This window comes from Allosphingosinicella sp. (genome assembly GCF_036403745.1).
Classification (GTDB): Bacteria; Pseudomonadota; Alphaproteobacteria; order Sphingomonadales; family Sphingomonadaceae; genus Allosphingosinicella.
The window spans coordinates 65,805-78,977 of sequence record NZ_DASWQI010000086.1; the positions used below are offsets into that span (position 1 = coordinate 65,805).

13 protein-coding genes are annotated in these 13,173 nt (G+C 69.6%); 6 read left to right on the forward strand and 7 right to left on the reverse strand.

Features of this window, described 5'->3' with window-relative positions:
* Positions 1-55 precede the first annotated feature (55 nt).
* Positions 56-1,558 (reverse strand): lipopolysaccharide biosynthesis protein, encoded by a 1,503-nt coding sequence (locus VGC56_RS16820; protein WP_464126727.1) that lies wholly within the window; start codon positions 1,556-1,558, stop codon positions 56-58.
* An 11-nt stretch (positions 1,559-1,569) separates the two neighbouring features.
* Here VGC56_RS16820 and VGC56_RS16825 point away from each other — a divergent pair, with 11 nt between their 5' ends.
* Together VGC56_RS16825 and VGC56_RS16830 are read left to right on the forward strand one after the other, a co-directional pair.
* Complete coding sequence (locus VGC56_RS16825; protein ID WP_464126729.1) at positions 1,570-2,745, forward strand: glycosyltransferase; 1,176 nt, start codon at positions 1,570-1,572, stop codon at positions 2,743-2,745.
* Positions 2,736-3,881 carry a glycosyltransferase gene (locus tag VGC56_RS16830; RefSeq protein WP_464126731.1) on the forward strand — a complete coding sequence of 382 codons (1,146 nt, stop codon included), beginning with the start codon at positions 2,736-2,738 and terminating at the stop codon, positions 3,879-3,881. Before VGC56_RS16825 ends, VGC56_RS16830 begins: the two co-directional genes overlap by 10 nt.
* Here the strand turns inward: VGC56_RS16830 and VGC56_RS16835 are convergent.
* A complete protein-coding gene (locus VGC56_RS16835) occupies positions 3,865-4,815 on the reverse strand; it encodes a CDP-alcohol phosphatidyltransferase family protein (RefSeq protein WP_464126733.1) in 951 nt (316 codons plus the stop codon). The two genes, VGC56_RS16830 and VGC56_RS16835, sit on opposite strands and share 17 nt — an antisense overlap.
* 49 nt (positions 4,816-4,864) lie before the next feature.
* Between VGC56_RS16835 and VGC56_RS16840 the strand changes: the two genes are divergently transcribed.
* The 3 genes from VGC56_RS16840 to VGC56_RS16850 all read left to right on the forward strand — a co-directional run bounded on the left by VGC56_RS16840 (position 4,865) and on the right by VGC56_RS16850 (position 7,970).
* The gene (locus VGC56_RS16840) at positions 4,865-5,902 is read left to right on the forward strand and encodes a CDP-alcohol phosphatidyltransferase family protein (RefSeq protein ID WP_464126734.1); all 1,038 of its coding nucleotides are present in this window, start codon (positions 4,865-4,867) and stop codon (positions 5,900-5,902) included.
* Complete coding sequence (locus tag VGC56_RS16845; RefSeq protein WP_464126736.1) at positions 5,899-6,627, forward strand: phosphocholine cytidylyltransferase family protein; 729 nt, start codon at positions 5,899-5,901, stop codon at positions 6,625-6,627. Before VGC56_RS16840 ends, VGC56_RS16845 begins: the two co-directional genes overlap by 4 nt.
* A gap of 80 nt (positions 6,628-6,707) precedes the next feature.
* Positions 6,708-7,970, forward strand: coding sequence for a class I SAM-dependent methyltransferase (locus tag VGC56_RS16850; RefSeq protein WP_464126749.1), 1,263 nt, complete (start codon positions 6,708-6,710; stop codon positions 7,968-7,970).
* 150 nt (positions 7,971-8,120) lie between these two features.
* Here the strand turns inward: VGC56_RS16850 and VGC56_RS16855 are convergent, their stop codons facing one another.
* The 5 genes from VGC56_RS16855 to VGC56_RS16875 are packed head-to-tail and all read right to left on the reverse strand — an operon-like array spanning position 8,121 to position 11,731.
* The gene (locus tag VGC56_RS16855; RefSeq protein WP_464126737.1) at positions 8,121-9,053 is read right to left on the reverse strand and encodes a Gfo/Idh/MocA family protein; all 933 of its coding nucleotides are present in this window, start codon (positions 9,051-9,053) and stop codon (positions 8,121-8,123) included.
* Positions 9,043-9,678, reverse strand: a complete 636-nt coding sequence (locus tag VGC56_RS16860; protein ID WP_464126738.1) for a 2-dehydro-3-deoxy-6-phosphogalactonate aldolase — start codon at positions 9,676-9,678, stop codon at positions 9,043-9,045. The genes VGC56_RS16855 and VGC56_RS16860 overlap by 11 nt, the downstream gene beginning before the upstream one ends.
* Complete coding sequence (locus VGC56_RS16865) at positions 9,675-10,562, reverse strand: 2-dehydro-3-deoxygalactonokinase (protein WP_464126740.1); 888 nt, start codon at positions 10,560-10,562, stop codon at positions 9,675-9,677. The genes VGC56_RS16860 and VGC56_RS16865 overlap by 4 nt, the downstream gene beginning before the upstream one ends.
* A gap of 8 nt (positions 10,563-10,570) precedes the next feature.
* Positions 10,571-11,470, reverse strand: coding sequence for a polysaccharide deacetylase family protein (locus tag VGC56_RS16870; protein ID WP_464126751.1), 900 nt, complete (start codon positions 11,468-11,470; stop codon positions 10,571-10,573).
* A gap of 57 nt (positions 11,471-11,527) precedes the next feature.
* Positions 11,528-11,731 carry a hypothetical protein gene (locus tag VGC56_RS16875; protein ID WP_464126741.1) on the reverse strand — a complete coding sequence of 68 codons (204 nt, stop codon included), beginning with the start codon at positions 11,729-11,731 and terminating at the stop codon, positions 11,528-11,530.
* A 168-nt stretch (positions 11,732-11,899) separates the two neighbouring features.
* Here VGC56_RS16875 and VGC56_RS16880 point away from each other — a divergent pair.
* Positions 11,900-13,173: family 1 glycosylhydrolase (locus tag VGC56_RS16880; RefSeq protein WP_464126742.1), on the forward strand; the 1,274-nt coding region annotated here is incomplete at its 3' end.

Genomic DNA, 13,173 nt, shown 5'->3' on the forward strand with positions numbered 1-13,173 from the left:
TGCCCGGCGCACCTCTCCGGGCGATCACGCTCGTTGCGGGGATTGAGTACGGACCCTAGGCGGGTACTTCCGCGGTGAAGCCGCTCAGCTTGAGCGTCTCGTGCCGCAAGCGCAGCCAGAGGAAGAGGATCGCGCCATACGCCGCGAGGCCGGCGGCGAGGGCGAGCGCATCCCCCACGACCCCCTCCGCCAGCCGGTGCCCTGCCGCGGCGGCGGCGGCGCCGAAAGCAGCAGCGACGAACGGCCCGGCATGATGGCTGTGCGGCACGTCCAGCTGAAAGCGTCCGCGCAGCACGACGCTCCGCCAGATCGCCCGCACCGAATAGGCCGCGAGCACCGACAGCGCTGCCCCCGCCACGCCCCATTTCGGGATCAGCAGCAAAGCGGCAACGATGCCCACCCCGATGCTGGCGAGGGTCAGCCACAGGCCAAGCCTGGGCTTGAGGTACACGAAGACGAGGTCGCCGATCGAAAAGGCCGCCTGCACCGTCTCCGCCGCGGCCAAAGCGAGCACCGGCCAGTAGGCCGCGCCGAAGCCCTTGCCGAGCCAGGAGAGGAGGGTCCCGCCGGCGGCGTAGAGCGCGACCAGCAAAGGAAGCTGGATGACGAGGATGAGCCGCGTCGCCGACGCCAGCGCCTCGCCCGACCCCTGCGAGCCCCGCGCCGCGAGGGTGCGGGAAACGAGCGGGATGAGCAGTCCGTCGAAGCTCTGGCGCACCTGGCGGATCGGCACCGCGATCTGCTTGGCCATGCCGTAGACGCCCGCCGCCGGCACCCCAAGGAGCAGCCCGACCAGCCACAGGTCGACCCTTGTGTAGAGGGCGTTGAGGAGATCGGTCGCGGTGTTGGCGCTCGACGCCCGCAGCGTCGCCCCCAGCACCCGCCGATCGCCGCGCCAGCTCGACACCCGGAACCCCCCGAAGGTCCGGCGCGCGCCGTGGACGGCATAAGCGAGCGCCGCGAGGGTGCCGCACCAATAGCCGATGAGCAGCCCCTCGGCCTGCAGCCCCAGCGCCCAGGCCGCCGCCGCGCCGAGGAGCAGCGCGTAGGGTTCGACGATCGAGCGGGCGAGCACCTCCCAGCGTATCGCATGCTTCCACCGGGTGGCGGCGAGGAACAGGTCGAGCAGCGACTGGCCGGCGATCATCGGCGCGAGGACGATCAGGGCGCCCGCCGCCCCCCCCGGCAGCCACGACCGCGGCAGGGACCAGGCCGAAGCCATGATCGCCGCCGCGAGGCCCAGGCTGGCGAGGGCGACCAGCAAGGCCGAGTCGAGAAGCACATGGGGCAAGGGCCGCGCGCCGCCGGTGCCGCCGTCGGCGTCGAGCAGCTGGAAGACGACTTTCTTCATCCCGAGGCTGCCGACGCTGACGGCGAGCTCGACGGCCGCCACCGCCAGCACGTAGGCGCCGAACGGCCCCGGCCCGAACATCCGCCCCGCGACGAACAGGAAGAGCAATCGCGCCGCGAGGCGTCCGCCGAAGCCGGCGGCGGTCGCCTGCGCACCCCTGAGGATCATCCGTCCGGCGTCCGCCGCACTGCCGCTGTCGCGCTCCATCGCGCGCGGCAGTGCAACATTTCGCTTGTCTCCGCCAGCCGGAGCGGGGACGGGGCGAGGCGATGGTGGAGCGGGACGACAGGCCAGTGGCGGCGATCTTCCGGTCGCCCCTCTTCAACGCGTCCGAGACGTTCGTCCAGACCCACGCTGTGTCGCTCCGCCGCTACCGCCCGCTGGTCGTCGGCCTCGAGGACAACGGCAATTGCTGGCCGGAACTGCGCGAGCGCCTGCTGGTGGCAAGCGGCGGCGAGGCGGCGGCCCTGAAGTTCCTCGGCATGCCGGGCGGCCTCGCCAGGCGGGTCGCGGCGGAGCGCCCGCGGCTCGTCCACGCCCATTTCGCCACCGATGGCCTCCTCGCTCTGCCGCTGGCGGAGGCATTGGGCGTGCCGCTCGTCACCACCCTCCACGGCTTCGACGTGACCCGCAGCCGCGGCGCGATGCTCGCCTCCGGCCGCCTCTCCTGGGTTCGCTACGCGCTCAGGGGCGAGCGCCTGCGGCGGCGCGCAAGCCTGTTCATCGCCGTCTCCGACGCGATCCGCGCCCGGGCGCTGGCGCAAGGTTTCCCGCCGGAACGCACCATCACCCATTTGAACGGCGTCGACCTCGCCCGCTTCGCCCGCCCCGCTGCGCCCGAGCCCGGGCTGGTGCTCCACGTCGGCCGTCTCGTCGAGAAGAAGGGGACGGCGCTGCTGCTCGAGGCGATGGCGCAGGTCGAGGGCACGCTGGTCGTGATCGGCGACGGCCCGTTGCGACCGGCGATCGAGCGGCAGGCGGCAGCGCTCGGCCTCGGCCCGCGGGTGCGCTTCCTCGGCAACCTGCCGCCGGACGAAGTGGCGCAGTGGATGGCCCGCGCTTGGCTACTGGCCGCCCCCAGTATCACCGCCCCTGACGGCGACAGCGAAGGCCTGCCGACGGTGATCGCCGAGGCGGCGGCGGCGTCGCTGCCGGCGGTCGTCTCGGACCATTCCGGCCTCCCGGAAGCCGTGATCGAGGGAGAGACCGGCTTCATCGTCCCGGAAGGCGATGCTCCGGCGCTCGCGCGGGCGCTGAAGGATGCGCTTGCCTTTCCCGAAGTGCGGGCGCGGATGGGCGCGGCCGCGCGGCGGCTGGCGGAGGAGCGGTTCGACGCGGCGAAGCAGGCGGCCGGCCTCGAAGCCCTCTACGATCGGGTGACCGGATGCGCCTGATCTACCCCTTGCTGTGGTCGCGGCCCGGGCGCGAGGCGGATCGGGAGCAGACTGTCAACACCGCCGGCGCCCTGGCACGCGCGGGCGCCGAGGTGACCTTGCTGATGCCCCGCGGCCGCAACGATCCCGAGGTGCGCGCCGACGACCTGCGCGCCCTCTTCGACGTGACCGGCGACTTCCGCCTCATCCAGCGTCCCAGCCGGTGGGGCGGCGAGCATGTCGTCCCGAGCTATTTCTGGCTGCGGCAGGCGTTCAAGGATCCGGAGACGGCGGGTAGCGATGTCTTCTACTCGCGCATGCCGGTCGCGTTTGGCCGAGGGGCGGAATCGCCGATCCCCTTCGCGGTCGAGCATTACCGTCCTTGGCCGGACCGCATCCCACCGCTTCGGCCCCTCTTCCGGCGAACTTCGCTGGCCGAGCATTGCCTCGGGTTCATCCTCCATTCGCGCTTCGCCGCCGACAGCTTCGCCCGCATCGGCGTGCCGGAGGAGAAGCTGCTGGTCGCCCACAACGGCGCAGAGCCCGGCCGGATGCTGCCCCGCCTCACCAAGGCGGAAGCGCGCGCCGCCCTCGGCCTCCCTCAGGACCGCCCCATCGCCGTCTATGCAGGCCGGGTGAACGCCCGCAAAGGGCTCGACCAAATCCTCATCCTTGCCCGCCTGCGGCCCGAGACGTTGTTCCTGCTCGTCGGCTCGGAAGGCGAGGGGGAGATCGAGCGCGAGGCTTTGGCGCTCGCCAACGTCCGCATCTTCCCCTGGCAGAGCCCGGCGTCGCTGCCGCCGTTCCTCTACGCCGCCGACATCCTCCTCATCCCGCCGTCCCTCGCGCCGCTCGAGCAATTCGGCGACTGCGTTCTGCCGATGAAGACCTTCGCCTACCTCGCCGCCGGCCGCGCCATCCTCGCGCCGGTCGCCCCGGACACTGCGGAGCTGCTGCGGGATGGCGACAACGCGCTGCTCGTGCCGCCCGGGAATCCGGATGCCGCTGCCGCCGCCCTCGACAGGCTGGTCCACGATACCGCGCTGGCCGACGCCCTCGGCGCCAACGCCGCGGCGCTCGCCCAAAGCCTCAGCTGGGACGCGCGCGCCCGGCGCATCCTCGATTTTCTCGAAGCGGGGCTCAGCCGCCGAGGATAGACGAATTGGCCTGGAGCCGCTCGGCGATGGCGCGGTCGCAGCGGCGCTGGACGAGGAGCGAGGCGGCGAACAGCAGGTTGAGCGGGATCATCTCCCACAGGAAGAACCAGATCGGGCTCCCGGCCCCCATGCTGAGCGCAAGCGCGACCGTGCGCAGATTGGGGCCGAGCTGGGTCTGGAGCCGCAGCGGAAGCCGCGAGGCGTCGCGGCAGACGCGGCGGGCCCGCTCCTCCCCGCCGGCCTTCGCGGCCTTGGCGATCAATGCGTCGATCCGCTCGTCTTCCGCCGCGCCCGCGCTCGCCAGCGCCACATAGAGCCGGGCGAGCGGGTCGAGCAGCCGCGAGAGGAGGCCGCGGCGCAGGCTGGTGTCGCGGGCCGCATAAGCGTGTCGGAGCCAGGGTATGCCGTAGCCGCGCCACAAATAGGTGCGCCGCTCGCCCTCGGCATGGTTGGACTGGAAGACGCGCGAGGCGCCCGCGAAGCTCGCCAGCGCCCACGACCAGCCGCCCCAGCCGAGCTTGTCCCCGTAAGCGGCGAGGAGGACGTAGAGGAAGATGTGGCCGAAATAGTCGCAGGCCCCGTCGACCATCTCGCCGACCGGGGAGCTGCGCCCGGTCATGCGGGCGAGGTCGCCGTCGGCGCCGTCGAACACGTGCCACATCGCATGGGCGAGGAAACCCAGCGCGACCGACACCGGCCAATCGAGCCCGGTATAGAGGAACGCCGCCGCGACGATCGACAGCCCCCCCGCGACGGAAACCATGTTCGGCGTCAAAGGCGTCGGCACGAGAAGCCGCGCAAGGCGTTGGGCGAGCGGATGAAAGATACGTGCGTTGAGCCAATCGTCCATCTCGGACGGCCTGCTCGTCCGCTTCGGCGGCGGGGACTGCCCCTTGCGCTTCGCCCCGCCTGCCGCCATTTCGCCCGAATTCACCGCGATTATCCTCTCGTCTTCCCTCCCTCTGCGACGCTAATGGCCCTCCATGCAATGTGAAAAGCCTGTTTTCGGCCATGGTCGGCCCCTGCTCCTGTTTCGGGACGCGGACTCCGCCGGCCGGCCGATCGCCGGAGTCGCCGCGGCGGCGCGGGCGGCCGCGGTGCTCGTCGAAGACGGCGCGCGCGAGATCTGGATCGCGCTGGAGAAGGGCGGTCAGCTTTCGGACGCGACGATCGACGACCTGCGTCGTGCCTGCCCCGACACCGGCTTTCGCTATGGCGGCGGCGAGGGCGTGCCGGCGATCCGCGGGGAGGAGATCATCCCGCCCGGCAGCGACTCCGCCGCCGCCCGCCAGGTGCTGCGCGAGACGGCGAAGGAGAGCGACGGCATCGTCTCCAAATATCTGAACCGGCCGCTGTCGCGCGCGCTCTCGGCCCTGTTCCTGCAGATCCCCGGCTTTCGCCCGGTCCACGCGACCTTCGGCACGGCCATTCTCGGCATCGCCATGGCCATCGCCCTCCTCACCGGCGGCAAAGGCGGGCTGATCCTCGGCGGCCTCCTCTTCCACGCCGCCTCGGTGTTCGACGGCGTCGACGGCGAGGTGGCGCGCGCCACCTATCGCAGCAGCGCGCGCGGCGCCCTCCTCGACACGATCGTCGACATGATGACGAACTTCCTGTTCTACGTCGGCATCACCTTCAGCCTCACCCGCATCTACGGCAGCAGCCAGGCGATGGTCGGCGGATGGGCGGTGGCGGCGGGCCTCACCGGCATGCTGATCCTCGGCTGGATCGTCCGCCAGGTCGGCGAGCCGGGCAATTTCGACCTGCTGAAGCGATTCTACCGCGATCGGTATACGACCGGCTTCCCCCGCCTGATCGTCGACGCCGTCGTGATGATCACTAGCCGCGACTTCTTCGCCTTCGGCTCGGCCGTCCTGATCGTCACCGGCCACCCGAAACTCGTCACCCTCGGCCTCGCCCTCTTCGCCAGCCTGTGGGTGGTGCTGATCCTCATCGCTCTGCCCCACATGATGCGCCGCGCCGGCGCTGGACACCTCGCCGGGGCGCCGCAGCTGCCGTGAAGTGCCTGATCATCGCCGCCGGCATGGGCTCGCGCCTGCGCACCCTGGCGCCGTCCAAGCCGCTCGCGCACGTGAACGGCACGCCGCTCATTGCGCATGTCCTCCGCGCGGCGCAGGCCGGGGGCGCCACGTCGTTCGTGGTCGTCACCGGCTATGAAGCCGCGGGCATCGAGCGCGCGCTGCCCGGGCTGGCACGCTCGCTGGGCGTCACCATCGGGACGGTGCATAACGCCGAGTGGGAGCGCCCGAACGGCCTCTCCGTCCTCGCCGCGGCCGACAGGCTCGACGAGCCTTTCGTCCTGCTGATGTCGGACCACCTGTTCGACCCCGCCATCCTCGCCGGCCTCATCGCCGCGCACCGCTCCGACGCAGCCCTGACCCTCGCGGTTGATGAAAATCTCACCAGCCCGATCCTCGACGTCGAGGATGCCACCAAGGTCGATGTCGGCCCCGACGGCCGCATCCTGCGCATCGGCAAGACGATCCTTGGCTACACCGCCATCGACACCGGCATCTTCCTGGCCACCCCTGCTCTGCTCGGCGCGATCCGCGACGCCGTCGCAGCGGGCGGCGCCGGGTCGCTCTCGGAAGGGGTGCAGCGCCTCGCCGCCGAGGGACGCGCCTATGCCGCCCCGATCGGCAACCTCTGGTGGATCGACGTCGACGACGAAGCCGCCCACGCCCGGGCCGAGGCGACGCTGCCGGCCGCCCTCGCCGCCGCCTGACCCACCGCCCGAATCCCGCCTTGACCGAGTCGGGGCCTCATGCTGATTAGCGCGCCACACAAGGCGAGGTGCGCGAACATATGTGGCTGCTCGACAAGATGCTCCGGAAGCTCATCAAGACCGGAGAGCTCATCGTCACCGATCATGACGGCAAGGAATATCGCTACGGCGCGCCGACGCCCGGCCGCAAGGCGGTCAAGGCCCGCCTGACCGACAAGGGCGCAGCCCTCCACATCGCCAAGGACCCCCGCGTCGGCGCCGGCGAGGCCTATATGGACGGCCGCCTCGTCATCGAACAGGGCGACATACGCGATCTCGTCCTCCTCATCCGCGAGAATGCGCCGTGGGAAAAGGAAGGGGCGCTCGCCCCCAAGGGCCCCGTCCGCAAGGCCTTCTCGACGCTCATCGGCAAGGTCGACCAGATCAACTGGAAGAGCCGGTCGCGCCGCAACGCCGAGCATACCTACAACCTCACGCGGCGGCTCTACGAATTGTTCCTCGACGAGGACCGCCAATATACCTGCGCTTACTACACCGACACCGGGAACACGCTCGAGCAGGCGCAGCTCGACAAGAAGGCGCACATCGCCGCCAAGCTGGACCTGAAGCCCGGCATGAAGGTGCTCGACATCGGCTGCGGCTGGGGCGGCTGGGCGCTCTACCTCCACCGCCATTACGACGTCGACGTATTGGGCGTCGCCCTCGCGCCGGACCAGATCGCCTTCTGCAAGGAGCGGGCGGAGGCGGAAGGCGTCGCCGACCGCGTCAAGTTCGAGCTGATGGACTATCGCGACGTCACCGGCACGTTCGACCGCATCACCAGCGTCGGCCTCATCGAGCATCTCGGTACGCCCCATTATCCCGGCTTCTTCGCCAAGACCCATGAATTGCTAAAGCCCGACGGCGTCATGTTCTCGCATTGCTGCGGCCGCGTCGGCACGCCGGGCACCACCGACAAATGGACCCGCAAATACATTTTCCCCGGCGGCTACATCCCCTCGCTCTCCGAGCTCGTCGTCGAGGCGGAGAAGCACCGGATGATCGTCACCGACGTCGAGGCGTTGCGCTTCCATTATTCGCATACGCTCGAGGAATGGTATCGCCGCACCAACGCCGCCAAGGACGAGATCGTCGCCCTCTACGACGAGCGCTTCTTCCGCATGTGGCAATTCTACCTGGTCGGCGCCGAGGCGGCGTTCCGTTACGGCGCGATGGTCAACTGGCAGATCCAGTATGTCCGCCGCCGCGACGCCCTGCCGATGACCCGCGACTTCATGTACGAGGAAGAACGCCGCCTCCGCGCCCTCGAAGCCCCGCCGGAATGGCACCTGGCGGCGGAGTGAGCCAGTCCTCCCCGTGAGGCGCAGCCTCATGGGGAGGGGGACCATGCGAAGCATGGTGGAGGGGCCGTTCGGAGTCTGTAAGGCCCCTCCACCGCACTTCGTGCGGTCCCCCTCCCCATCGGCTTTGCCGACGGGGAGGACGAGGCTCGCTCAGTCCTCGAACGCGTCGACGATGGTGCGGCGGCCCAGCAGAAACGCCTCCGCGCACAGCCGCAGCGGCGCCACGTCGACGTGGCTCTTGTGCCCGGCGAGGAGCTCGGCGAACTCGCGGTAGATGTCGGGATATTCGCCCGGCCCGGAGGCGGCGACCGCCTCGCCGTTGCGGCTGAGCTTCGATCCGCCCTCCGACAGCAGGATCGTCTCCCCGTCGGCAGTGCGCACCTCGATGTCCCAGGCTTCGCCGCCGCTGTGGCGCCAGTCCAACTGGGCGGTGACGGCGCCGGTGGCGGCGCTGCCGGACAAAGCGAGGTTCGCCGCGATCGGCGACTGGCGGTTGGCGGGGAAAAGCAGCTCCGCCTCCTTCAGCCACAAGGTGCCGGGGAAGATGCGGGTCGCGATCGAGAAAGCGTTGATGCCGGGATCGAACACGCCGAAGCCGCCCGGCTCCCAGATCCACGCTTGGCCGGGATGCCATTTGCGCACGTCCTCGCGCCAGGTGATCCGCATCGTCTCGACATTCTTCCCCGCAAGCGCCTCGGCCGCGGCGGTGACCGCTGGATTGTGCTGGGCGTGCCAGGTGGTGAAGAGGGTGAGGCCCTTCGCGTCGGCGAGTGTCTTCAGTTCCTCGACCTCGCCGAGCGTCACCCCCGGCGGCTTCTCGAGCAGGCAGGGGAGGCCGGCTTCGAGGCAGTCGCGGGCGATGGCGTAGCGCACCGAGGGCGGCGTGCAGATGGCGACGGCGCCCAAATCCTTCACCTGCGCCAGCATGTCGGCGTGGGTCGCGAAGCAGGGGACGCCGGGATGGCCGTTGCCGCTGCGGCTGACCGTCGCGGCAAGCTCGAAATGCGGATTGCCCTCGATCGACGGGACGTGCTGGTCCTGCGCGATCTTGCCGTAGCCGACGATACCGACCTTAGTCGTCATGGCTCAGTCCCGCCACATAGGCCCGCGCGCGCATCCCCGTCTCCTCGGCCGAACGGCCCGGCGCGTAGACGCCCGAGCCGAGCCCGAAGCCGTTCGCGCCGGCCTCGAGCCATGGTCGCATCTGGTCCGGTTTGACCCCGCCGACGACGAGCAGCGGCACGTCCTTGGGGATCACCGCCCGCTGCGCCTTGACGACCGCTGGGCTCGCCGCCTCGGCCGGGAACAGCTTGAGTCCCGTCGCGCCGGCGCGGATCGCGTCGAACGCCTCGGACGGCGTGAAGAAGCCTGGCGTCGAAACCATGCCCGCCGCCACGGTGGCTTCGATCACCGCCGTGTAGGTGCTGGGCGAGACGACGATGCCGCCCCCCGCCTCCCGCACCCGCTGGACCTGCGCCACTTCGAGCACCGTCCCGGCGCCAACCAGCGCCCGCTCGCCCATCCGTCCGGCGAGGCGGCGGATGCTTTCGAACGGATCGGGCGAGTTGAGCGGCACCTCGATGATGCGGATGCCGGCGTCCCAGATCGCTTCGCCGACCGCCTCGACCTCATCGGGGGTGACGCCGCGGATGATCGCAACCAGCGGGCATTCGCCGAGCCGGCGCTTCAGTTCCTCGGATGGGTTCATTGCACCAGCTCCGCAAGATGACGCGCGCCGCACAGGAAGGCCTCGTCGCCCTCCAGCTCCTTAGCTTCCCGCCCGGCCGCCGCAAGGGCGGTGGCGAACAGGCGGGTGAGGTCGGGCCGGCCCATCACGTAGATAGGGCCATCCGCCGCCGCGGCGATGCCGGAGCGCACGTCGGTGCCGATCAGCAGCCCGCTCGTATAGGAAGCGGCATCCTCCCGCCGCGCCTTGCCGAGCAGCACCCGCGCGCGCACCGAGAAAAGCTCCCCGGTCAACGGGCCGCCGGAGAGGCCCGCCTGGACGCCGGCGTCGAACGCCGCGCCCGGGGCCACCTCCCCCGTCAGCATGTCGCTCAGGATGCTGTGCTTGCTGAGCAGGCTGAACATCTCGCCGGTCATCACCGTGCGGAAGGCGGCGATGCGACCGTCCTCCAGCCGCACCCATTTATTGTGGGTGCCGGGGTGGCAGATCGTCGCGTCGCCGGGCACCAGCCCCTCGGCATAAGCGCCGAGCAGCTGCACCTCCTCGCCCCGCATCACGTCGGCAGCGTCACCCACGGAGAAGCAGACGCCCGGCACGATCGCCACCCGCTCCGGCTCGACCCACTTCAGCGCCGCCGCCAGCTCCGGGAGCCCGGCGGGGCAGGGCACGTACGGCGCTTCCTCCCAGCCCCGATTGGAGCCGACCATCCCCGCCATCAGCATCGGCCTGTCGCCCAGTGCCGCGCGGATCTCCTCGACCGCCGCCGGGAAACCTCCGGGCGGCACGGCGAGGATGCCCTTGTCGTCCTCGAGCCGATCCTCGACCCCCCCGCGGGCGCCGAGCCGGTAGGCCCGCCGGTTGGTCGTCCCCCAGTCCACCGCAATGAAGCCGTCCGTCCAGCGCATCTCGCCTCCTAGCGGCAGATCCGGTTCAGCACCGGCGCTGGATTGTAACGCGGCGGGAGGCCGAACGCTGCGGCCGCCGCCGCGGCCTCGGTGCGGGTATTCCCCACCGCCGCAGCCGGGTTGAGGTCGGCGGCATAAACCGGGTCCCGCTCCGCCTCGGCCAGGGTGACGAAGCGGAAGCCGGCCTTGCGGTAGAGGTCGAGCACCTTCGGCATCATCCGCGCATTCATCGCCCCGACATGGGTGAGGACGACGTAGGGAACGTCCCGTCCATAGGCCGCCCAGGCGGCGGTGCGGGCGCGGTCCAGCGCCGACTTGACGGCAATCATGTAGGTTGCATCGAATTCGGCCATACCCGCGGCGTCGCCCTTCGCGCGGCAGCGGAGATAGGCGTCGGCGAATTCATAGTCGGCATAGCTCATCGACACTTGCGCGATGCGGTAGCCGCGGCGCGCCAGGATCGCGCGGGCGGCGTCGCGTCTGGCGGGGTCGCCGCCCTCGGCGAGGAACGGGTAGCGGAACCAGTGCCAGTCCGCGCCGCGGCCGTAGCGGGCCAGGACCGGCTCGTTCTTCGCCAGCTCGTCCTCGAACTGGGCGGCTGTCAGCTGGTCCAGATTGCGGTGCGCCCAGCCATGGTTGCCGAGCGGATATCCGGCGGCGCGCCAGGCCTGGAGCATGCGGTCGAGGCCCGGCTCCTCGTTCATCCGCGCGCCGTTCACGAAGCCGTAGACCTCCGGCACCCCGGCGTCCTTGAAGGCGCGCAGGATCGCGCGGGCGACGTCGAGCCGAGTCTCGCCGGCAGGAAGGCCGCCATGGACGGGAAAGTCGTCCATGGTGATGGCGATTTCGAGCCGCGGCGCGGCGGGCGGCGGCGCCGCCGCGGTCGAGGCGGCGAAGGCGGCGATCAGGAGGGCGCCCGCTTCATCGTGCGCCCGCTACCAGCGCTCGGGCGGCGCGGGCAACCATCACAGCGGCGGCATTTCGAGGAGCCCCTGCACCACCGCCAGGGCGTTGCCGGCGTCGGTCATCTGCTCCGGCGTGATCGGCCGGTCGAGCAGCATCCTGAGCGCCTGGTCGATCTGGCCGAGATCGACCGCGCCGCGGGCGTGGAGCTGGGCCAGCAGCATCGTAACCAGGGTGAGGGCGGTGCCGCCCGACGAACCTTCCATATGCGCCTCCAATCCGGCTGGCCCTTAACGCAGCGCCGCCTGCCAAATGCAACTTTCCACCGCCCCCGTCCTTTTTCGCGGTGCAGGGGCAAGAGAGGCTGGTGCGCGCGCGGCGGCGCGGCTAGCCAAGTCGCGTCATCAGAGGGAGGGAATCCCATAGCCAATTTCATGTTCGCCACGGGGATCGAGAATTCGTATCCTACCATCAACGGCGGCCGCACCCGGGTCGACGAGATGGAGGTGTGCGGCCACTACCGCCACTGGCGCCGCGATTTCGACTGCGTCGAGGAAATCGGCATCCAGTATCTGCGCTACGGGCCGCCGCTCCACCGCACCCTTCTCGGCCCCCGCAAATATGATTGGGAATTTTCGGACCTCGTCTTCCCCGAGATGAAGCGGCGCAACCTGACGCCGATCGTCGATCTCTGCCATTTTGGCGTGCCGGACTGGATCGGAAATTTCCAGAATCCCGATTTTCCCCAGCTCTTCGCGACCTATTGCGGCGCCTTTGCCGAGCGCTATCCGTGGGTGCAGCTCTACACGCCGGTCAACGAGATGTTCATCTGCGCGGTCTTCTCGGCCAAATATGGCTGGTGGAACGAGCAGAAGAAGGACGACCGCTCCTTCGTCACTGCCCTCAAGCATCTCGTCAAAGCGAACATCATGGGGATGATCGAGATCTTGAAGCGCCGACACGACGCGATCTTCATCCAGTCGGAATCGTCGGAATACTATCACGCCGATTCACCGGCGGCGATTGGACGGGCCGAGGTCCTCAACCAGATGCGGTTCCTGAGCCTCGATCTCAATTACGGCCGCCGGGTCGACAGCGGCATGTACCAGTATCTGCTCGATCAAGGCATGACCCGTGAGGAATATGAGTGGTTCCTCAACCATCGGCTAAAGCAGCACTGCATTTTCGGGAACGATTATTACCAGCTCAACGAGCACCGCGTGTTCGCCGATGGCCACACCGTCGCGGCCGGCGAGACCTTCGGCTATACCGAGATCACGCGGCAATATTACAACCGCTATCGACTGCCGGTGATGCACACCGAGACCAACCTGTGGGAAGGCCAGCACGGCGACGAGGCCGTCAAATGGCTGTGGAAGGAATGGGCCAACGTCCTGAGGCTCAGGAACGTCGGTATCCCCACTGTCGGCTTCACCTGGTACAGCCTCACCGACCAGGTCGACTGGGATACCGCGCTTCGCGAGCAGAACGGCAACGTCAATCCGCTTGGCCTGTTCGACCTCGACCGCAAGATCCGAAACGTCGGCAAAGCCTACAAACAGCTGATCGCGGACTGGCGCAACGTGCTCCCGGCGCAGAGCGTGTGCCTGGTGGTGCCGATCAAGAAGATCGGCGAGGAAGACGATGACGACGACGACGACGCGGCCGGGCGCGACGCCTCTGCCGCCGCCGACTCACAAGCGAACGA

What these genes read in the sequence shown, in the direction of transcription:
- VGC56_RS16820 (WP_464126727.1), bottom strand. Translation starts at nt 1,558, where the DNA reads ATGGAGCGCGACAGCGGCAGTGCGGCGGACGCCGGACGGATGATCCTC.
- VGC56_RS16830 (WP_464126731.1), top strand. Translation starts at nt 2,736, where the DNA reads ATGCGCCTGATCTACCCCTTGCTGTGGTCGCGGCCCGGGCGCGAGGCG.
- VGC56_RS16840 (WP_464126734.1), top strand. Translation starts at nt 4,865, where the DNA reads ATGCAATGTGAAAAGCCTGTTTTCGGCCATGGTCGGCCCCTGCTCCTG.
- VGC56_RS16850 (WP_464126749.1), top strand. Translation starts at nt 6,708, where the DNA reads ATGTGGCTGCTCGACAAGATGCTCCGGAAGCTCATCAAGACCGGAGAG.
- VGC56_RS16855 (WP_464126737.1), bottom strand. Translation starts at nt 9,053, where the DNA reads ATGACGACTAAGGTCGGTATCGTCGGCTACGGCAAGATCGCGCAGGAC.
- VGC56_RS16860 (WP_464126738.1), bottom strand. Translation starts at nt 9,678, where the DNA reads ATGAACCCATCCGAGGAACTGAAGCGCCGGCTCGGCGAATGCCCGCTG.
- VGC56_RS16865 (WP_464126740.1), bottom strand. Translation starts at nt 10,562, where the DNA reads ATGCGCTGGACGGACGGCTTCATTGCGGTGGACTGGGGGACGACCAAC.
- VGC56_RS16875 (WP_464126741.1), bottom strand. Translation starts at nt 11,731, where the DNA reads ATGGAAGGTTCGTCGGGCGGCACCGCCCTCACCCTGGTTACGATGCTG.